At 34.3% G+C, this 20,803-nt stretch carries 20 protein-coding genes; 4 read left to right on the forward strand and 16 right to left on the reverse strand.

Annotated elements, in window-relative coordinates:
• Positions 1-25: 25 nt before the first annotated feature.
• The 3 genes from P164_RS00130 to P164_RS00140 form a co-directional block, all read right to left on the reverse strand.
• Positions 26-769 (reverse strand): DUF4369 domain-containing protein, encoded by a 744-nt coding sequence (locus P164_RS00130; RefSeq protein ID WP_028374462.1) that lies wholly within the window; start codon positions 767-769, stop codon positions 26-28.
• Positions 770-908: 139 nt separating this feature from the next.
• The gene (locus P164_RS00135) at positions 909-1,829 is read right to left on the reverse strand and encodes an alpha/beta hydrolase (protein WP_028374463.1); all 921 of its coding nucleotides are present in this window, start codon (positions 1,827-1,829) and stop codon (positions 909-911) included.
• Positions 1,830-2,333, reverse strand: a complete 504-nt coding sequence (locus tag P164_RS00140; protein WP_028374464.1) for a hypothetical protein — start codon at positions 2,331-2,333, stop codon at positions 1,830-1,832.
• Between the two features lie 230 nt (positions 2,334-2,563).
• Here P164_RS00140 and P164_RS00145 point away from each other — a divergent pair, with 230 nt between their 5' ends.
• Positions 2,564-3,340, forward strand: coding sequence for a S1/P1 nuclease (locus P164_RS00145; protein ID WP_028374465.1), 777 nt, complete (start codon positions 2,564-2,566; stop codon positions 3,338-3,340).
• Between the two features lie 3 nt (positions 3,341-3,343).
• Here P164_RS00145 and P164_RS00150 read toward each other — a convergent pair whose 3' ends face one another.
• The gene (locus tag P164_RS00150; protein ID WP_028374466.1) at positions 3,344-4,204 is read right to left on the reverse strand and encodes a helix-turn-helix domain-containing protein; all 861 of its coding nucleotides are present in this window, start codon (positions 4,202-4,204) and stop codon (positions 3,344-3,346) included.
• Between the two features lie 263 nt (positions 4,205-4,467).
• Entirely contained in the window at positions 4,468-5,346 is an 879-nt protein-coding gene (locus P164_RS00155) for an AraC family transcriptional regulator (protein WP_028374467.1), read from the reverse strand.
• Positions 5,347-5,561: 215 nt separating this feature from the next.
• Here P164_RS00155 and P164_RS00160 point away from each other — a divergent pair, with 215 nt between their 5' ends.
• Positions 5,562-6,146, forward strand: coding sequence for a T9SS type A sorting domain-containing protein (locus P164_RS00160; protein WP_125411728.1), 585 nt, complete (start codon positions 5,562-5,564; stop codon positions 6,144-6,146).
• 54 nt (positions 6,147-6,200) lie between these two features.
• On the opposite strand, the gene P164_RS00165 is transcribed toward P164_RS00160, so the two are convergent.
• From P164_RS00165 to htpG, 7 genes are all read right to left on the reverse strand, one after another.
• Entirely contained in the window at positions 6,201-6,563 is a 363-nt protein-coding gene (locus P164_RS00165) for a MauE/DoxX family redox-associated membrane protein (RefSeq protein WP_035899259.1), read from the reverse strand.
• 42 nt (positions 6,564-6,605) lie between these two features.
• Positions 6,606-6,998 carry a hypothetical protein gene (locus P164_RS00170; RefSeq protein ID WP_028374470.1) on the reverse strand — a complete coding sequence of 131 codons (393 nt, stop codon included), beginning with the start codon at positions 6,996-6,998 and terminating at the stop codon, positions 6,606-6,608.
• Positions 6,999-7,453: 455 nt separating this feature from the next.
• On the reverse strand, positions 7,454-8,056 hold the full coding sequence (locus P164_RS00175; protein WP_028374471.1) for an SET domain-containing protein: 603 nt from the start codon (positions 8,054-8,056) through the stop codon (positions 7,454-7,456).
• Between the two features lie 288 nt (positions 8,057-8,344).
• Entirely contained in the window at positions 8,345-8,953 is a 609-nt protein-coding gene (gene pncA, locus P164_RS00180; protein WP_028374472.1) for a bifunctional nicotinamidase/pyrazinamidase, read from the reverse strand.
• Between the two features lie 2 nt (positions 8,954-8,955).
• The gene (locus tag P164_RS00185) at positions 8,956-9,483 is read right to left on the reverse strand and encodes a hypothetical protein (RefSeq protein ID WP_028374473.1); all 528 of its coding nucleotides are present in this window, start codon (positions 9,481-9,483) and stop codon (positions 8,956-8,958) included.
• 3 nt (positions 9,484-9,486) lie between these two features.
• Complete coding sequence (locus P164_RS00190; protein ID WP_028374474.1) at positions 9,487-10,887, reverse strand: nicotinate phosphoribosyltransferase; 1,401 nt, start codon at positions 10,885-10,887, stop codon at positions 9,487-9,489.
• A gap of 175 nt (positions 10,888-11,062) precedes the next feature.
• Positions 11,063-12,952, reverse strand: a complete 1,890-nt coding sequence (htpG, locus tag P164_RS00195) for a molecular chaperone HtpG (protein WP_028374475.1) — start codon at positions 12,950-12,952, stop codon at positions 11,063-11,065.
• A 234-nt stretch (positions 12,953-13,186) separates the two neighbouring features.
• Here htpG and P164_RS00200 point away from each other — a divergent pair, with 234 nt between their 5' ends.
• Together P164_RS00200 and P164_RS00205 are read left to right on the forward strand one after the other, a co-directional pair.
• Complete coding sequence (locus P164_RS00200; protein WP_028374476.1) at positions 13,187-13,873, forward strand: TetR family transcriptional regulator C-terminal domain-containing protein; 687 nt, start codon at positions 13,187-13,189, stop codon at positions 13,871-13,873.
• A 6-nt stretch (positions 13,874-13,879) separates the two neighbouring features.
• Positions 13,880-15,190: an ABC1 kinase family protein gene (locus tag P164_RS00205; RefSeq protein ID WP_028374477.1), complete on the forward strand. Its 1,311-nt coding sequence runs from the start codon at positions 13,880-13,882 to the stop codon at positions 15,188-15,190.
• A 154-nt stretch (positions 15,191-15,344) separates the two neighbouring features.
• On the opposite strand, the gene P164_RS00210 is transcribed toward P164_RS00205, so the two are convergent.
• From P164_RS00210 to secA, 4 genes are all read right to left on the reverse strand, one after another.
• Entirely contained in the window at positions 15,345-16,163 is an 819-nt protein-coding gene (locus P164_RS00210) for a Cof-type HAD-IIB family hydrolase (protein ID WP_028374478.1), read from the reverse strand.
• Between the two features lie 44 nt (positions 16,164-16,207).
• A complete protein-coding gene (locus P164_RS00215; protein WP_028374479.1) occupies positions 16,208-16,684 on the reverse strand; it encodes a DUF4199 domain-containing protein in 477 nt (158 codons plus the stop codon).
• A gap of 174 nt (positions 16,685-16,858) precedes the next feature.
• On the reverse strand, positions 16,859-17,215 hold the full coding sequence (locus P164_RS00220; protein ID WP_028374480.1) for a DUF3140 domain-containing protein: 357 nt from the start codon (positions 17,213-17,215) through the stop codon (positions 16,859-16,861).
• A gap of 162 nt (positions 17,216-17,377) precedes the next feature.
• Positions 17,378-20,740 (reverse strand): preprotein translocase subunit SecA, encoded by a 3,363-nt coding sequence (gene secA / locus P164_RS00225; protein WP_028374481.1) that lies wholly within the window; start codon positions 20,738-20,740, stop codon positions 17,378-17,380.
• Positions 20,741-20,803 lie beyond the last annotated feature (63 nt).

Raw genomic sequence — 20,803 nt, forward strand, 5'->3', positions numbered from 1 at the left:
GGCTTTTTTTTGTGCTTAAAAATTTTTACTCCTCGACAGTGGTAACTGTTGTGGTTTGCTCTTCGTTATCTAAAGTCTTTCGGTCTTTGATAAAATCTTTCAATACGCTACCATATTTTGACTTTTTTACCTTAGGTTCTAAAGAATTGTAAATGGTGTCTAAATACTTAATATTGGCATCAAAAATTTCAGATATAGCTAAATAAGGAGCAATCTCAAATTGCTTATTATTCATTGCAAAATTAACGGTGTATAAATATTTACGTTTAGTTAAATTCTGCAGCTTTTGATCGTAATAAATAATTGAGTCTTCTGCCTGCTGTTTACGAGCTTCAAAGTTTTTCTTGATCAGATCAAGATTTTCATCATTAAAACGGCGTATTATTTTGTTATACTCCTCTAATTTAATTTGATTTTCAGAACCGGTAATAGCAGCCTGGCTTTCAAAATTCTTCAAAGATGTATTCAAAGTCATTTCACCGGGTTCAGCAAAAAACATAATGCGATCATCGTACTCATAAGCATCTACTTTCTCAAGAGTAAGATATAAAATCTGTGGTTCTTTCAGTTTAGCATAAAATTCAAACTCAGAATCCCCATCTATAATAAGACTGTCTAGATTGACAAGGGTAGTATCTTCTACACGTTGTAAATAAAGTTTTCCTTTTTTTAAACCATTAATTTTTCCGGTTAAGGTAAAATCTGAATCTTTATTGCAAGCTACTAATGTAGTTAAGCAAATGATAATAAGAGTAAATTTAATTCGCATTAGTTTTTGTTTGTTCCGGTACAAATATGCCTAAAATCTTCTTTAAAAACTAGCGTAGACATTGAATCAGGCTATTTATATTTCTAAAAAAAAATAATAGACACCCTATGAAATGATGCACCTTTTCTAAAATATATTTTTAAGAGCGTACAAAATCAACTATTAAATTTATGAGTTCTTCTGCAACAGGACGGTAGGGCTCATTATAAGATTTAGAGTTTTCTAATTCATCACCTTCAATGATTTTCAGTACGTGATTCATGCCATCAATATCTACTGCTTTTGCATTGCTATTTGAATTTTTTAAAAGCTCTCCTTCTTTAGCTGTAACCTGAAGATCTTTTGTCCCGTTTACTAAAAGTATAGGAGCGTTAATTTTTGACAATTCCTTAGCAGGATCATACTTCATCCAACTTTTCATAAAAGGCTGTACAGAGGGCCTAAAAATAGATATTAAGCCTACGCTAAACTTTTCTGATTTATTTTTTTCTCTAAGATCTGTAAATGCTTGTTTTGCATTTTCAACAAGCCCCGGAGCCTGTACTTCTAGTTGATCTACGATAAGCTTATCTATAGACTGGCCTGCACCAGCCAGACCTATTAGATGACTTATATCACGCTGCTCTGCTGCAAGTGTAGCAATTAAGGCACCCTGACTGTGGCCTATGAGCACAATATTAATAAAGCCTGCCTTTTTAAAATAGTCAATGACCGAAACAGCATCAGTTACAAAATCATCAAAACTAATTTTCTCTTCTATAAGGGCATTTTCCTGTATTAAAGTGAAAATTCTTTTATCATATCTATATGTAGAAATACCCTTTTTAGAAAGTTCTTCAGCGAGTTTTTTTAAGCTGTTATTTTGAGCGGTGCGTTGATTGCCATTGCGATCTGTAGGACCAGAACCTCCTATTATTATGGCAAGAGTGTCTTTTGAAGATTTTGCGTGTAGTAATGTTCCGTTAATAAAACTATTTACTTGAATTTCAGACTCTGTATATTCTTGAGCATTGGTTTTGCATATCACTACAAGAAAAAAGGAAAGAATAAAGAATTTCATTTAGGAAGTGGTATTTGCTGGGATGTTATAATAGTTTAAAATTTCTTGTATTTTTTCAGGATATTGAGTGCCTAATAAGAGTTCGTTTCCATCACTAAACATGAGTTGAATACCTTTATTTCCTTTTGTATTTAGAGCCTTTCGCTTTGTGAATGAAATGCGATACCCCCAACCGCCGTATTCTCGTATAGGATTGTATTTACGTACTGAAGCACTTTTAATTTCGCTCCAGGATCTAAAACGCGATTTGATGTGAAAAGGAACAAAACGGTAGGTGATGCCTTTTTCATCAATAACCGTTTCTAATTTAAAGATGTACCAGAAGCCTATAAAAAGTCCGAGAATTACCAGAATACTTAGAATTACTGAGGCAATCTCAAACCGCGATAAAATTAGCGTATCATAATTCATAAACAACGGACTTATAGCAATACATAATATAACGACCAGAAGTAATCTCAACCACCATTGATCAAAACGCTGTATTTCTCTAAAAGTTTTCATATTCAATATGCTTCTTATAAATTAAAATAGTACGGTAAAGTTATCACTAAAATTACGGAACCCTAATTTTTAAAACGTAAGTTAAACTTAAATGTTTTAGTCTTTTAATGTCAAATTGCATGAGGTAACTTGTTTCTTTTCAGTATACTAGATGAAAACAATTATATAAAGGTTATTCAGCCTCTTTTATAGACAAAGATTCTCTTAGATTTGCAAAAAAAAAAATAAAGATGAAACAACTGATTACGGTTCTTTTTGCGGCACTCTTAAGTACAAATTTTTCACAGGCAAATGATTGGGGTAAAACTGGTCATAGAGCAACTGCAGCTGTTGCAGAGCAGTATCTAACCTCAAAAACTAAGAAAGCCATAGCGCAACTTCTAGGTGAAGAAAATTTGGTAACTGTTTCTACTTATGGTGATGATATAAAAAGTTATCAGGAATTTAGAAAATATAGTCCTTGGCATTATGTTAATATAGCTCCGGGTTTAACGTATTATGAAGACACTAAAAATCCTGATGGAGATTTAGTATTTGCAATAAATAAATGTAAAGAAGTTTTAGTCTCAACTACATCAACACAAGAGGAAAAAGCCTTTCATTTAAAATTATTAGTACACTTTGTAGGTGATTTGCATCAACCACTACATCTAGGTAATGCTGAAGATAAAGGAGGAAATGATGTACAGGTGCGCTGGTTTAATGATGGTACAAATTTACACTCATTGTGGGACAGCAAAATGATAGATAGTTATGGAATGTCTTATTCTGAACTTGCAGAAAATTTTGGTAAAGTAAGTAAAAAAGAACAAAAAGCCCTTACCTCAGGAACGTTGTTAGACTGGGTTAATGAAGGACAGGAATTAGCTGCACAAGTATATGCTTCTGCCGAAGTAGGTGAAAAATTAAGTTACAGATATCAGGCAGATAATTTTGATACCTTACAGGAGCAGATAAAAAAAGGAGGAGTAAGACTCGCCTCGGTACTCAATAGCTTATTTGACTAGTTTTTATTCTTTTATATAAGTTTCTTTATATTGTTTAGGAGTCACCTTGCAGTATTTTTTAAATATACGCGTAAGGTGACTTTCGTCTGTGAATCCCAATTGATTTGCTATTTGTGATACGGTAAAATTAGACTGTGTGAGTCTTTCCTGGGCAATGCCTAATTTGTACAATATAATATAATTGTGAAGGGAGTTTCCTGTTTCTTTTTTAAAGTAGTTACTTAGAGTACTACTGGTTATCTGAAAATGTTTAGCAATTGTTGAAATTTTTAGTAAGCTAGAATCGTATATATTATATCGTATGTAGGTATAGATCTCTTCAATACGATCTGATTTAACTGTAGCTTTTACAAGTTTATTTTCTGAATTAGATTCCGTTATATTTCGAGCTATGACGCTTAGTATAGTACTTACCATATTTGCAATTATGTGAAGGTAATACTGCTGTTTATCTGTATTTTCTTTTCTTATGAAAAATACAAGCCTCCACATAAGATCGCGATCTTCTGTAGTATTTATAGCTTCTTGGAATTTTCTTTTAGGATGATTTAATATAAACTCACTGCGTCTCAACCAGTATTGTCTATCGGGTAAACTTATTTTGCTGCTTAGTAATAAGTTTGTAAACTTAAAAATAACAAATGTGGTTGTTTCGTGAATTTTAAAGTCAGGCAACTCATCTTGTTTAAAAACAAAAATATCTCTCGATTTATAGGATATCACTTTACCATTGAGACTTACTCTTCCGCTGCCATCTTCAATAAATATAATTTCAAAGTAGAAACAGGGCTTAGGTTGACTATCCCATCTCGAGGTCGTAAAGCGTTCTATTAAAAATATGTCTTGTATATTCAGTTGAGTCATGACTCGATAGATTTGATTGATAGATCATTATAATAAGGGGTCTTTTGGTTTTGTATTTTACTAATATAAAGTATTTAAAGAAAAGTCTTACAACTTTATATTAAGCAGCTCAAAGGGGGAGCAGCTATTTTAAATATAGTCTAATATTATGATTTATAGCAATTTAATATATTAAGTATGGGTTAAGAATGAATATATTTATTTAAATATAATATTCTTGTCTAACTTTTATGACAATTAAAAATACTAAATGGATTAAGTATCTATGAAATGATAAATTTCAATTCATTACGATAGGTAGAGGGAGTTTTACCTGTAAATTTCTTGAACTGCTTGTTAAAATGGCTGAAGTTATTAAAACCACTTTCAAAACATACATCAGTGATACTTATAGGTTTTTCGTGAAGTAATTTTGCAGCGTGTACGAGTCTATACTCGTTCACAAATTGTGTAAATGTCTTCCCTGTTATTTTTTTGAAATAACGACAAAACGCGGGTACCGTCATACTTACCAGTTCCGCAATTTCTTCTAAAGCAATTTGTCTTTTAAATTGCTCTTTAACAAAATTGAATATGACATTTATGCGATTATTATCTTGCAATTCGGTTTCTAAAATAAAACCCTGAGCATTCAATACGGTATATTTATCTGCTGATTCTAAAAGTTTAAGAATCTCAAGTAAACCCAGCAGACGATCATAATTTGAAGCATTCTTGAGTAATTCGATTTTTGCACCTACAGTTCGTTTTACTTCACCATGAAATACGATACCCATTTTAGCCCTTTCAAATAAGGCCTTTATACTGCGCATCTCAGGGATATCAAAAAAAGATTCACCTAAAAAATCAGGTCTCATTTGTATAACCGTCTCCTGCTCGTAGTTGTTTAATGAATCTGTAAATCCGCAATGGGGTAAATTTGACCCTATGAGTATTAGTTCGCCATTACGGTAGTAAGAAATATGACTACCTACCTGTCTTTTTCCGGTACCACCTTTAACATAAACTAATTCAAGTTCAGGGTGATAGTGCCAGAATGTATGACTGTTATTCTCGTTGTTTTCATCATATGTTCTGCAGGAAAATGAACTTCCAAAACCGGGTTCTATTTTTTCGAATGCAGGTTTTGCAGACTTAATCATATGCTCTGTATTAATTCAATCTAAATTTATATAACCTATTAGAGTTTTTATGATGCAATATTAACCCAAATATATATAATTTTCACAAAATAGATATTTAATCAATATGTAAGGTTAAAATACCACATTAATCTGCACAACTGCTTCTATTTCTAGGTACAAATCACCCGTACATTTGTAATGTGAAATTTATAAATCACAAAAAACCCAAAACTATGAAGACAACAATTAAAACTTTGGTAATGGCATTAGTTTTAGCTTTTAGCTTAAACGCAAATGCCGCAGACGGAATCGCAGTTACTGTAAACGAAAACTTTATGGTTAAAGTTGAGTATACAAATGCAATGGAGGGAGCCCAGATTTATCTGGAAGATGCTAAAGGTGAAAAACTCTACAGGGAGTATGCGGGCAGTTTAGCAAATGATTTTAAGACATTAAGTTTAGAAAACCTTCCAAGTGGTAAGTACTATCTTATTTATGAGGATGATTATGCTAAATCGTACACTACAATAGATAAGAAAGTTAATGGTCTTGACATTGTAAGTGATGAGAGTAAAACTATTTTTAAGCCTAATTACAAGATACAGGATGGTATTGTATTAATTTCTTTTACAAACCCTAAGGAAGTAAAGACAACAACTCGTGTTTATGATGAGAATGGTGAGATTATAGAATCTATATCAGACAAAAGTCTTGTTGTTAAACAAGCTCTAAACCTTTCTGAATTAAGAAAAGGTGCTTATCGTATAGGCATTACTATAGGCAAGGACTATTTCTCTAAAGAAGTAATGATTGACTAAGTGAATAAGCTTATCTCTAATTAAAAAAGCCCTCGTAATGAGGGCTTTTTTAGTTTAAATAGATAGGTAAATATAAGCCCAATACATTAAACCAAATTGTAAAATTATACGCCCCCATAAAATCCATTTTGGAAGATTAAGACCTGCTTTATCTGAAGAAAGCATATAAAAATGAACCAGTAAAAATACCGTGAGCATTAAAATAATACACCAAATGGCAATATTCTTTGTTTCTGGAAAACAGAGTCCAATACCGGTAAGAATCTCAGCTAAACCGCTTAGGCAAACCAGTACTTTTGGTTTTGGCAGGTATCTTGGCATTATCCGTAAATAAGCTTTTGGCTTTATGAAATGCATTATGCCTGCGAAGCAATACATTGCGGCCATTAAAAATAAGTGCCAGGGGTAATTTGTCATATTAGTTTTTTTAAAAAAAATGCTCTAGTGTTAGAACATTTTCTAGGAGTTAAATTTGAGATGTTTTAGATGCTCTTTAAATTTAGAAAATGATTTCTGATCTACTGCTTTTGAAGAAATCCATATTTTCTTTTTACTGCCTACTAGTACAAAATCTCCCGAATTATTACTGTGAAATCCTTTTAATGATGCTATAGGAATTCGCGTTGTTTTTAAAATACAATATTTTACAAAATGACTTTCGGTTAATTTAAGATAGGGGTGAGTTTTTAAATAGTAAAATTTGCAGAAATAATAAATTGCTAATCCCATCATTAAGATATCAAACCAACCTAATGCGTTTGATAGAAATAGTCTGAATAGTATTAAAATAACCCAGACTATAGCAATGCCTAAAGTCAAATATGTCGAGTTTTTCTTATGACCGAGCTCCATTATACTTATATTTTAGAGGTCGAATATACCCGTTAATTAAATAGATAAATTGCCGCAACTGCAGTAAAAAGTGTTTAGATAGTAACATATTTTTTGTAATAAATTTGAATTCATTGGGGTGATTTCAAAACCTACATCTCAATTAAAATTGTGAAATTTAATTGAATTATAGTGATTTAGACTTGCAATATAATGCTACAAACTAATATTTCTTTACAGATTTCCTCATTTTATACGATTAATCTTAATATTTAAGATATTCTACTTTTGCTAAATAGTAGGATTTCAAGCCGAATTATTGATACGAAGACGCTTCAAGCAAGATCTATAATATTGTAAAGTATCTAACGGTATGCACTATAAACAATAGACATAGCCAGTAAAAAACTTTAAAATATAGACCATAAAAAAAGCCTCAGGAGATTGAGGCTTTGCCATTTAGTATTAAATGCTAATTATATGGTAACGCTTACGTGTGGATTATAATAATTCTCTGCGATTGAAGCCATCTCTTTTTTATGTGAAATTATATCTTCTATCGTTTTCCATGTAGAACTAGAAATTAAGTTTTTTAAAGGTTGGTTGACTTTGGTTATTTCTGAAAATACTGCTTTAACCTGTGCATCCCATACATTAGAATACTTTAATAAATCATCTGGAAATACCGTTTTACGTTCTGTGCCCTCATCAATACCTGTAAAAGGTTCTGTGACATTGAGATAGCCATAATCGTCTGTAAGTTGCTCCCCCGGGTGAATATCGCATATGGCTATTTCAAAGTCATATGCTGTGCTTAAACAATTAGATTTAAAACTGTGATTTACAAATCTGCCATTATCCCAGCAGAGCACGAGATTTCCTGATTTATTTCGGTAGGTATAGGTCTCTAAGATGTTTTGATAGAGAATATCTAATTGTTTAAAGTCTGAAGGTGTAAATTCTCGATCGAGTTTGTCTAATGCCCATGTTATTGTTCCTGCGGGTATAAATTGAGTAGCAACTACGCCGTGGCCTACCTGGTCATTTATAAAACGGATCTCAGTATGTGGGTGAATCATAAAAGGTATTTAAATTAGGTTTGTAAAGGTTGCCGTGAATTATAATTCTTTGGTATTAACCCCAAAAAATCAACCTAATTTAATCACTTTTTTAATTGAAAATTCACAAAAATCTGTTAGCGTAGAAATATTTTATGAGTTTTAATAATTGATTTAAAATCAATGTTCAACGCGTATTTTTTAGTAATGTTCAATGCCTATTTAAATTAGAAAAGAGGAAAAACAAATAGCTTTTCCTCTCTTTGAAATTAATTTTTAAGCACCCAAATCTTAAAGTTAAAAAATGATTTAAGCCAGTTCTTCAGCTATTTTTATTCTACCACCTTTGGCAAGAATTTCTTCTTTCATTTTACTAAAAGACTCTTCGCTTATGGCACGGGTAGCATCTTCATAAAGCGTGACTTTAAAACCTTCCTGAAGAGCATCTAAAACCGAATAGGAAACGCAATAATCTGCAGCTAGACCGCAGAAATACAAAGACGTAACTCCTTTGCCTTTTAGGTAACCCGCTAAACCGGTAGATTTTTTATGAGCATTATCATAAAAGCCACTGTAGCTATCAATTTTAGGATCTGTTCCCTTTCTAAAAATAGCTTCAATACGCGATGCATTTAAGTGTGGATGAAAATCTGCACCACCTGTAGTTTGAATACAATGCACCGGCCATAAAACCTGTTCTATACCATTCATATCTATTTTCTCGTATGCTGATTTTCCGGGGTGATTATCAGCAAAGCTCGAGTGATTTTCGGGGTGCCAGTCTTGAGTTGCGATTACTAAATCAAATTTATTTTGAAGGTTGTTTATGAGTGGTATTATCTGATCTCCGCCCGGTACAGCAAGTGGCCCTCCGGGCATAAAATCATTTTGCATATCTATTATAATAAGCGCTTTCATCTTTATTTTTTAGTTGTCTGTGTGTTTAATTTTTTTAACGCAGTAGTAAGTTCATCATTTTTAATTTTCATAAGTACTGCGCCACAACTGGCTTGCGTGCCAAATAATGCAGTGTCTTTTAGAACTATTACAGAATCTATATGTTCTGAGTCGAGCATTTTAATCAAAGCTTTGTATTTTGAATTTTTTTCCAAATCTAGTAGATACATGTCATCTGAATTCAACACGAAAAATATTTTACAAGCAGCAGTTACTTTAGGCAACGAATCTTGAACTGCATTTAAACGTTCTCGAGCTTCTTTAGATAAACCGGTGTATGAAACCCCGGGTCTGGGAGCGATAAATTGAGCGTCATCTACTATTTTTTTCTGAATAGCGTTTAGCTTCGTTTCTAGATCTTGCGATTCTTCTAAATTCATTAGCCAGGTCTCATTTTCTTCACGAGATAAGTAGTTTTCAGATACCTGATTTTGTGCAAAGGAAAGCAGAGAGGTAAATACCAGGATAATACTAAATGTGTATGTTTTCATCAATTATATTTTATGTTCTTCAATAAGATTATCGCGTTCTTGTTTTAAGCGATCGCTAATTCCCACCTTGTAAATATGCGGATTGTCAAAACGCTTATATTCTTCGGGCAAGCCTGCGAGTTGTGTTTTGCTAAATGCTGCAATTTCCTGCACGCTTTGTATTTTGTGTAGGCGTTTGCCGTTTTGCATAACAGGCTTAAGCATCGCCTCTTGCTTAAGCGTGGCAATGTCAAGACTTTTAAACGGCTCAACAGGATGATTCATTCGGTTTACGTGCGATTCGTCAGCTATTGCTATTGCGTCTGCACCTATTAAAATATCTTCTTCATTCTTTATTCTATACACCTGCTTTTTAAAGGGGAGCGTAACCTTGGCTATACTTTCAGAAATTTTAATGCGTGGTTTTCCATTAGCAAATGCCAGTTTGTAAACACCATCTAGTGCCCCGTCTGGTTTACCTATTACCAGATTAGTTCCTACTCCATAAATATCTATAGGTGCTTTTTGATTTTGTAAACTTTGTATTACGTATTCATCAAGTTGATTTGAAGCTGCGATTTTTACATAAGACAATCCTACATCGTCCAGCATTTTACGGGTTTTCTTAGAAAGATAGGCGAGATCCCCGCTGTCTAGTCTAATTGCGAGCAGTTGCTCACCGCGAGCTTCCATTTCTTTTGCTACCGTAATGGCATTAGGAACACCGCTCTTTAACGTGTCGTAAGTATCTACCAGCAAAACACAATTTTTAGGTCTGTTTTCTGCAAAATCTCTAAATGCCGTAAGTTCATCATCATAGCTTTGCACAAAAGCGTGTGCCATAGTTCCACTTATTTTGATCCCAAAATCTCTCCCGGTAATTACGTTACTACTCCCGTCAAAACCACCTATAACTGCCGCACGAGATGCGTAATATCCTCCGGGACCTTGTGCCCGGCGCAACCCAAAATCAAGCAAGGTTTTATCTCCCGCAACCTGGCGAATACGACTTGCTTTAGTAGCTATTAAGGTTTGAAAGTTAAGTGTGTTTAATAATATAGTTTCAATAATCTGCGCTTCAATAAGATTTGCTTCAACCTGTAAAATAGGAGCCGTACCAAACACCAGTTCTCCTTCCGGCATTGAATTGATGGTTCCGCTAAAGCGGAAATTCTTTAAATATGCTAAAAATGTGGGTTCAAAATCTAAAGTTTTGAGATAAGCAATATCCTCTTCAGAAAAACGTAACTCTTCAATAATCGTGAGTAGTTCTTCTAATCCTGCAAAAATTGCATAACCTCCTTTAAACGGAAGCCTTCTAAAGTAATAATCGAACACGGCCTGGTCATTTTGCTTTTTATTAAAATAAACCTGCGCCATACTCAATTGATAGAGGTCTGTGTAGGTTGCTGTGTATTGAAACATAGATTACTGTTTGGTTATGTGAATTTAACAATAAAGAGTTTAGGGCAACCGTATTGTGGGTTAAAGAAACGTTAGAAAATATATATGTATAAAAAAAGCCACCCAAAAAGGATGGCTTCTAATATTTAAGTTAGGATGGTAGATCTAGTGTCTCAAATCTAAGATCTCTAATTTCCTATTTAATCATCTCATAGGAACGTTTGACAAAGTTAGTCAAAGCTTCTCCTTTTAGCAAGCCCTGAGATAAACGCGCAAGATCCATTGATTGTGTTATTAAACGTTCTTGTTTCTTCTTTGTTTTTGTAGATAAAATCTCATTAACTAACTCACTGTTTGTGTTGACAATCACATTATACATATCTGGCATATTACCCATACCAAACATACCGCCACCGCCACCGGTTGCCTGCATCTCTTTCATACGACGCATAAATTCTGGCTGGGTGATCATAAATGGAGCCGCATTGCTATCTATAGCTTCAAGTTTTACAGTATAGGATTTATCTGCAATTGTCTCTTCAAGAAGTTTTTTCAAACTTTCTTTTTCTTCATCAGAAAGCTTTGAAATTTGTTCTTCATCTTTCTTGATTAAACTTTCAACATTATCCCCATCTACACGTACAAAGCTGATGTTTTCTTTAGAAGTTTCCAGTTTCTGTAATAAGTGAGAAACAATAGGAGAGTCTAATAAAAGAACCTCATAACCTTTAGCTTTTGCAGCTTCTATGTATTGATGTTGTGCATCTTTATTTGACGCGTAAAGGACAATAAGTTTACCATCTTTGTCAGTTTGCGAGTCTTTAATTTTCTCCTGTAACTCTGCAAAAGTATAATAGCTGTCGTCTACAGTAGGGTATAATGCAAAACTATCTGCTTTCTCAAAGAATTTATCTTCGCTAAGCATACCGTACTCAATCACCACTTTAATGTCGTTCCATTTTTTCTCGAAGTCTTCACGATCTTCGTTGAATAGTGATTTTAGTTTATCTGCTACTTTACGGGTAATGTAGCTTGATATTTTTTTAACCGCCCCGTCTGCTTGTAAATACGATCGGGAAACGTTTAAAGGAATATCTGGAGAATCTATAACCCCACGTAACATAGTTAAAAATTCAGGAACAATACCTTCAACATTATCAGTTACGTAAACTTGATTTTGATACAGTTGAATTTTGTCTTTCTGAATATTCATGTCCTGACCTAAACGTGGAAAATATAAGATTCCTGTTAGGTTAAAAGGATAATCAACATTTAAATGAATATGAAAAAGCGGCTCTTCAAATTGCATAGGATATAACTCACGATAGAAAGAGTTATAATCTTTTTCTTCAAGTTCTGTAGGTTGCTTGGTCCAGGCCGGGTTGGGGTTGTTAATAATATTATCTACCGTTTTGGTCTCTGCTTCAGCATCTTCTGGAGCATCCTCAGGTAAAGGAAGCGTTTCTTCTGTAGTACCAAATTTAATAGGTACCGGCATAAATTTATTGTACTTAGCTAGTAACTGGCTAATACGGTTTTCTTCTAAAAACTCTTCAGAATCTTCTGCAACGTGTAAAACTATTTCTGTACCACGATCTGTTTTATCAGCGGGTGTAAGTGTAAATTCTGGAGAACCATCACATTCCCAACGTACTGCAGGCTCGTCTTTAAAAGACTTTGTGATTATTTCTACTTTACGAGCAACCATAAAAGCAGAGTAAAAGCCCAGTCCAAAATGCCCAATAATACCGCTATCTTTTGCAGAGTCTTTGTATTTATCTAAAAACTCTTCTGCACCAGAAAAGGCAACTTCATTAATATACTTTTGTACTTCCTCTTCAGTCATACCTAGACCTTGATCGATAATACGAATGGTTTTTTCGTCTTTATCAACCTTAACCTCAATTATAGGATTGCCATACTCTACACTGGCCTCACCTATATTTGTAAGGTGTTTCAATTTTAACGTAGCATCTGTCGCGTTAGAAACTAATTCCCTTAAAAAGATCTCGTGATCACTGTACAAGAACTTCTTGATAAGCGGGAAAATGTTCTCAACAGCAACATTAATTTTACCTGTAGACATAGTGTATTTTGTTTTTTAAAAGCCGACAAATTAGTCGGGTTATTTGATTTTTAATAGTTCGCCTAATACATTGGTTAAGCGCAAAGCACTAAAGTCAAAAAAAGTACCAAAGGAGAGGGTGTGACAAACTGACACAACTTTCAATATAACTGAAAGAACTTTAACGAAAGGTTTTGTTTAAGGGTTTTGAAATATTATTAAACAGATTTATCTTTACAAACGTAAACAGAGATTATGGCAACCACTAAGAAAACTGTAGCAAAAAAAGTTGAACCACAACTTACTAAAGAATTGGTTACAACGATGTATATGGAATATGTATTGGAGCACGGTCAAAGGCCTAATTCAGTATTTAAATTCTGTAAAGAGCATAATATTGAAGAGGGTGCATTTTATAATTTCTTTGGTTCTTTTCAAGGTATTCGAGAATCTATATGGGTTAGTTTTTTTGATAATACAATTAATGTTTTACATAAAAATCCGGCTTATTCGACATATCCTAACAGAGAGAAAATGCTCTCATTTTTCTACACTTTTTTTGAAGTATTGACTGCTAATAGAAGTTATGTTTTATATGCACTTCACGAGCAAAAAGATACTTTAAAGAGCTTAGGGCAATTGCGCGATCTAAGATTAAAAGTTAGAGATTATGCAGGAGAATTAATTGAAGAAGCAAATGATGAGAAGTCATCACGTTTAACTAAAAATCCTGTTTCTATATTTAGTGAGGGAGCCTGGTTGCAAACATTATTTCTTTTAAAATATTGGATGGATGATAATTCAGCACGCTTTGAAAAAACGGATGTAGCCATAGAAAAATCTGTAAATGCAATATTTGATGTGTTTAATACTACACCATTAGAAAGTATTCTTGATTTTGGAAAATTTTTGTTTAAAGAAAACTTTTCAAGATCTAAATAGGAAATTATGAAAACTATAGATTACATCCCAACAAACAAATTACAGCGTGCATCACAGCTGGTTAAGACCGGTGTGAAAGTGGGAGGTAATTATGCAAAATATTATGGTAAGAAAGCATTTAACAGCGATCTTACCAGAGAAGAACTAGACGAGGAAAATGCAGGTGATATTTACGATGGTTTAAAAAGTCTCAAAGGGAGTGCTCTTAAAGTAGCACAGATGTTGAGTATGGAAAAAAATATACTGCCTAAGGCATATGTTGAAAAATTTTCACTATCTCAATTCTCTGTACCGCCTTTGTCAGCTCCATTGGTTAGAAAAACATTTAAAAAATATTTAGATAAATATCCGGAAGAGATATTTGATACGTTTGCGACTCAAAGTATAAACGCTGCCAGTATCGGTCAGGTACATAAGGCAACGTTAGATGGGAAAAATCTTGCTGTGAAAATACAATACCCAGGAGTCGCAGACAGTATTAGTAGTGATCTGGCTCTAGTGAAGCCTATCGCTAGCCGGATGTTTAATCTAAAAGGTAAGGATAAAGAGAAGTATTTTCAGGAAGTTGAAGATAAGTTACTAGAAGAAACAGATTACATTTTAGAAGTACGTCAAAGTTTAGACATTACTTCAAAATGTAGTGTTATTCCAAATTTAAAATTTCCTAAATACTATCCTGAATTGTCTAGTGAACGCATTATTACAATGGACTGGATGACAGGTGAGCATTTGAGTGAATTTACTGCTCATAATACAGATCAGGTAGCAGCAGATAAAATAGGGCAGGCTTTATGGGATTTCTATATGTATCAAATGCATTTCTTGAAAGCGGTGCATGCAGATCCTCATCCCGGAAACTTTCTTGTAGATTCTGATCATAATTTAATAGCTATTGATTTTGGGTGTATTAAAAAAGTTCCTCAAGAATTTTATACTCCTTATTTTGAATTAGCAGAGCCTAAAAATATTAATGACCCAAAGATTTTTAATAATAAAATGTTTGAGTTAGAAATACTACGGGAAGATGATTCAGCAGAAGAGCTTCAATTCTTTTCAGAATTATTTCACGAGATGTTGAGTTTATTTACTAAACCATTTCATCACGAGACGTTTGATTTTAATGATGAATCATTCTTCTCTCATATCGCAGATTTGAGTGATAAGTATTCAAAAGATACGCAACTGCGTAAAATGAATGGTAACAGGGGAAGCAAACATTTCTTATACATAAACAGAACCTTTTTCGGTTTGTATAATTTAATGCACGATTTAGGAGCGAAGATTGTCGTAAATAACTATAAACAGTATATAGATTAAGAATATAAAGATAATAATTGGTTAGTAAGATTATTGGTTAGGTTGTTTTGAGAGGCGCACTTTTTGGTTGGAGGGCGCCTCTCGCTTTTGGTACAAGTTGAAATAATTAAAGCGCTCCATTGGGCGCTTTAATTATTAAGTTTGGGTTGACGATTTAGAGTAAAAATTGTTCAATGGCGCGAGCAACGGCGTGTTCCTTGTTTGTGAACTCGCTGATATAATCTGCAACATCTTTAACCTCTTGAGTAGCATTGGCAACGGCCACTCCTAATCCTACATTTTTAATCATGGTCACATCATTAAAATTGTCACCAAAAGCAATTACATTTTCCATGTTAAGATTATAGTGATCTTTAATAAGTTGTTCCAGAGCTGTGCTCTTGTCAATATTTTTGGCACTTATCTCAAGATAGGTGTCTTTTGATCTGTAAAAATGAGCTTCATTCCCGTGTTTTTTTTCAAGTATAGCGATGAGGTCGTCTAAGGCTTCAGGTGTGCCCATACACATAATTTTATGGGGTTGTTCATCAATAGCTTTAAGAATAGCTATGTGATCTTCTAAAGGTACTAAAACAGGTTCTACACGAGTGCTTCTTATTTCTCTTATGGTCCAGTAATCTTCAGATTCTGTGCGCCACGTATCTGTACAGTAGGTACTAATATTATAGGCATACTTTTTTTGATGCTCAATTACAGTAGCTAGAAAGTCTAAAGAAACTGTATGGCTTTGTAAACACATACCGTTACTATCTAAAACAAGGCCGCCATTATAGCAAATGAGCGGGCTGTTAAGTCTGCCTAATTTTTCTTGCAAATAATACATTGCAGATGGCATCCTGGAAGAAGCTAATATGATGGGAAATTCTCTTGATAATTTTGATACGGCAGCAATGGTTTCTACATCGATATCACGGTCTGCATTCAATAATGTTCCGTCAATATCAGAACAAAGAAGTTTTAGATTTTTATCCATTGCTCAAAGATAGAACAACAACTTTTTATTGTAGAATTTCAGGTTTATTTCCTTCTTATAAATACCGAAACAATACTGGAAATTAGAATGCCGAATACTAAACTTCCAACTACAGCTTGAATTATATAGCTTTTTAGATTGAAAAACTCATTTGCTTCTTCTATAGTTGCTTTTCCGCTGATTACGGCATACTCAATAACATTCTCAAAGTAATGCGGACTAATATAAGTACTTATAATATACTGCGCGGGTATGGCTAATATGGTTATTAAAATAGTTAGGACTAAGCCGGTTATAAATGCTTGTTTGTATGTGATAATGCCACCATAAAAATTATTTCGCTTATCAATGAGTGCTATAAAATATATACCTATTGCCGGTATATAAAATAGTAAGGTATATATATGATGCCGGTCTATCAGTTGATCGTGCCAACCCGCAAAACGCTCAAAACCCATCCATAATAAAAGAAATAGGATGTATATGCTTGCCCATTTGAGTTCAAGACGCGGGTTAATCATAATTTTAAAATTAAAGCAATTATGAAGATACTTAATTTTTTACTTAATTGAAAAATCAAAACCAGGCATCAGTACATCAGATTATTTATATAAACATCGTAGCTGTAAGAATGATTTTAAGTGTAGTGAAATGCCTTAAATGAAATATAAAATCAGAGATTAGAACTTATTTTCTTAGTAAAATTCTTTTTCTCTTTTCTTTGATTTCTCTTTCTTTTTAACATCAAAGCCCAGATTGCGTAGCGAATTCTCCCAATCAAGTTTTGTGTGTTGTACGTTGCTACGCGTACTTTTTATATACTTAATACGTTGTAAAATACTCTGAATAAAAAGACAATCTGCCTTAGTCAAATCTTCACTGTCTTTCATTAAAATGACCAGCAGTTTGTTAGATTGATCCATAGACGGAGCATCATCATAATTGGCTACGGTGAGGGGTGCGATATCTGTGCGCAACCATGCACGTAACTCAACGGCTTTCATATTAGTAGCCTCTTTTAATTCTTGGTGTAAGCGATTTTTAGAAAACAAATTGAAATAAAATTAGGGTATAAAATTAGGAGTATTGTGTATCTCTAAGTGGGCTGCAATATTAAGTTTGTGTAAAGAATATTCAGAAGGTATATGACTAATGTTATTAACAAAAAACACCCGTTATTAACGGGTGTTTTTTTATTTAAATGTATTTAATTTTTATTCTTCTATAAGCACCCAATCTCCTTTATCAAGTAACGGGATTGCTTGTTTAAATTTCATTGATTTGGTTTCACCGTTCATAATGTGCTTAATCGTCACTTTATCATTACGGCCTATTTTAGGGCGTTCACGTGTTATCGTTTCGGTTACTTGTTGACGCTGAGGTTGGGTATTTGCACCTGCAGATCTGCTTTGAGAAGCACGCTCATCAAGATTGGGGATCTCCTCTTTAGTGGTTTGTACCTTTTCAGCTTGCTTAACCTGTCTGGCTTCGCGTATCTGATTTTCTTGTTGTACCGGTAATTCACCTTTAAATAAGAACGAAATCACATCTTTATTTACCTGATCTATCATTTGCTTAAATAATTCAAATGCTTCAAACTTGTAAATTAGTAGTGGATCTTTTTGCTCGTGAACGGCAAGCTGAACACTTTGCTTCAATTCATCCATTTTGCGTAGGTGTGTTTTCCACGCATCATCAATAATTGCAAGTGTAATATTCTTCTCAAAATCTGTAATCAGCTGCTTCCCTTTAGATTCGTAAGCATCTTTTAGATTCGTTACAACTTTTAGTTCTTTGATACCATCAGAAAAAGGAACTACAATACGCTCATAGTTGCTATCTGGATTTTCATATACATTGCTAATAATCGGGAAGGCGACTGCTGCATTACGTTCCATTTTTTCGCGGTAATGTACCAGTGCAGCATCATAAACTTTTAGTGCAAGTTGCTTTGCAGAAGAAGAATCAAATTCTTTCTGATCTACAGGGCTGCTCATTGAAAAGAAACGAATTAATTCAAATTCAAAATTCTTATAATCCTGAGCTGCCTTGTTAGTTTCTGCAATTACTTCTGAAGTATCGTAAATCATATTTGCGATATCTACACGCAGACGTTCTCCAAACAACGCATGGTAACGACGCTTGTAAATTACTTCACGTTGCGCATTCATCACATCATCATATTCTAACAAACGCTTACGTACACCAAAGTTATTTTCTTCTACTTTCTTTTGAGCACGCTCAATAGATTTAGAAATCATCCCGTGTTGAATAACTTCACCTTCTTTAAGACCCATACGGTCCATCATTTTTGCGATACGCTCAGAGCCAAACAGACGCATTAGGTTGTCTTCTAAAGAAACATAGAATTGTGAACTTCCCGGATCTCCCTGACGACCTGCACGACCACGTAACTGGCGGTCAACACGTCTTGAGTCATGACGTTCTGTACCTATAATGGCAAGACCACCTGCCTCTTTTACAGCTTTACTCAATTTAATATCTGTACCACGACCGGCCATGTTCGTAGCGATCGTTACCTGGCCAGAGTTACCTGCATCAGCAACGATATCTGCTTCTTTTTTATGCAGTTTTGCGTTTAATACATTGTGAGGTACTTTTCTTAGGGATAGCATTTTTCCTAATAATTCTGAAATCTCTACCGAAGTTGTACCTATAAGTACAGGTCTACCAGCATCTACAAGATTTTGAACTTCGTCAATTACGGCGTTGTATTTCTCACGTTTTGTTTTGTAAACTTTATCATCGCGGTCATCTCTGGCGATAGGGCGATTTGTAGGTATTTCTACAACATCAAGTTTGTAGATTTCCCAAAGTTCTCCAGCTTCGGTAACGGCTGTACCGGTCATACCACTAAGTTTGCGGTACATTCTAAAATAATTCTGAAGCGTTACTGTTGCAAAAGTTTGGGTAGCATCTTCAATTTTTACGTTTTCCTTAGCTTCAATCGCCTGGTGTAAGCCATCACTGTAACGACGACCATCCATGATACGGCCAGTTTGCTCGTCAACGATTTTTACTTTATTATCCATCACCACATACTCTGTGTCTTTTTCAAATAAGGTGTAGGCTTTAAGAAGTTGATTCATAGTATGAATACGCTCACTCTTGATGCTGAACTCTCTAAAAAGTTCTTCTTTCTTCTCCGCTTCCTCTTCTGCTGAAAGATTTGCATTTTCAATTTTACTAATCTCAACACCCATCTCTGGCATAATGAAGAAATTAGGATCGTCTTTACCAGATAAGTGCTCAATACCTTTGTCGGTAAGTTCTATCTGGTTATTTTTTTCGTCTATTGTAAAATATAAATCAGCATCAATCACGTGCATTTCGCGATTGTTATCCTGCATGTAATTGTTTTCGGTCTTCTGTAAAAGCTGGCGAATACCTTCTTCACTCAGGTATTTAATTAGCGCTTTGTTTTTAGGTAAACCACGGTACACACGTAGTAATAAAATTGCTCCTTCTTTAGTGTCTCCGGAAGCGATAAGTTTTTTTGCTTCAGCTAAAGTACCTGTAAGTTGCTGGCGTTGTAAACTTACTAAACTATCAATTTTAGGTTTTAAGGCATCAAACTCGTGTTGATCTCCTTTTGGTACCGGTCCGGAAATAATCAACGGAGTACGAGCATCATCCACTAAAACTGAGTCAACCTCATCAACAATTGCATAATTAGGTGCGCGCTGAACCAAATCATTAGGCGCGTGTGCCATATTATCTCTTAAGTAATCAAAACCAAATTCATTATTAGTACCGTATGTGATATCTGCGGCGTATGCTTTACGACGCGCTGCAGAGTTAGGTCTGTGAAAATCTATACAGTCTAGAGTAAGACCGTGAAAGTTAAATAAAGGAGCCATCCACGCGCTATCTCGTTTTGCCAGATAGTCGTTAACGGTTACCAGGTGAACTCCATTTCCGGTAAGTGCATTTAGATAAACCGGAAGTGTAGCAACTAAGGTTTTACCTTCACCTGTTTGCATCTCTGCAATTTTGCCTTGATGCATGGCCACACCACCTATTAGCTGTACATCATAATGTATCATATCCCAGGTAATCGCTTTACCTGCAGCATCCCAGCTGTTTGCCCAGATCGCATTATCACCATCTAAAGAAACATAATCTTTATCTGCACTTAATTCACGGTCAAATGAATTTGCAGTAACAACTATTGATGTATTGTGATAAAAACGCTTTGCTGTTTCTTTAACAACGGCAAACGCTTCGGGAAGAATATCATTTAAAACCTGTTCGCTAATCGCATAAGCATCATCTTTTAGCTTATCAATCGCTGCATAAATTTCTTCTTTACGATCTATATCGTCATTTTCATCAGCTTCGTTTTGTAGACGCAATTGCTCTGCATTATTGTCTGCAAGTGCATTAGCGATTTGAGCTTTAAATTGGGTAGTTTTTTGCCTCAGTTCATCGTGGGAAAGCTTTTCTAGCTGTGCTTCGAAGCTTTTTATTTTTTCAACAATAGGTTGAATCGATGCAACGTCCTGTTTAGATTTGTCTCCTACAAAGACTTTTAATACTTTATCTAATAATCCCATAACTTGGTAACTCGTTTATTATCAATAGGTAGCTTACATTAAGCTTGAGGCTCTTCTATTAAT

Origin of the sequence: Leeuwenhoekiella sp. MAR_2009_132 (assembly GCF_000687915.1) — a bacterium.
Taxonomy (GTDB): domain Bacteria; phylum Bacteroidota; class Bacteroidia; order Flavobacteriales; family Flavobacteriaceae; genus Leeuwenhoekiella.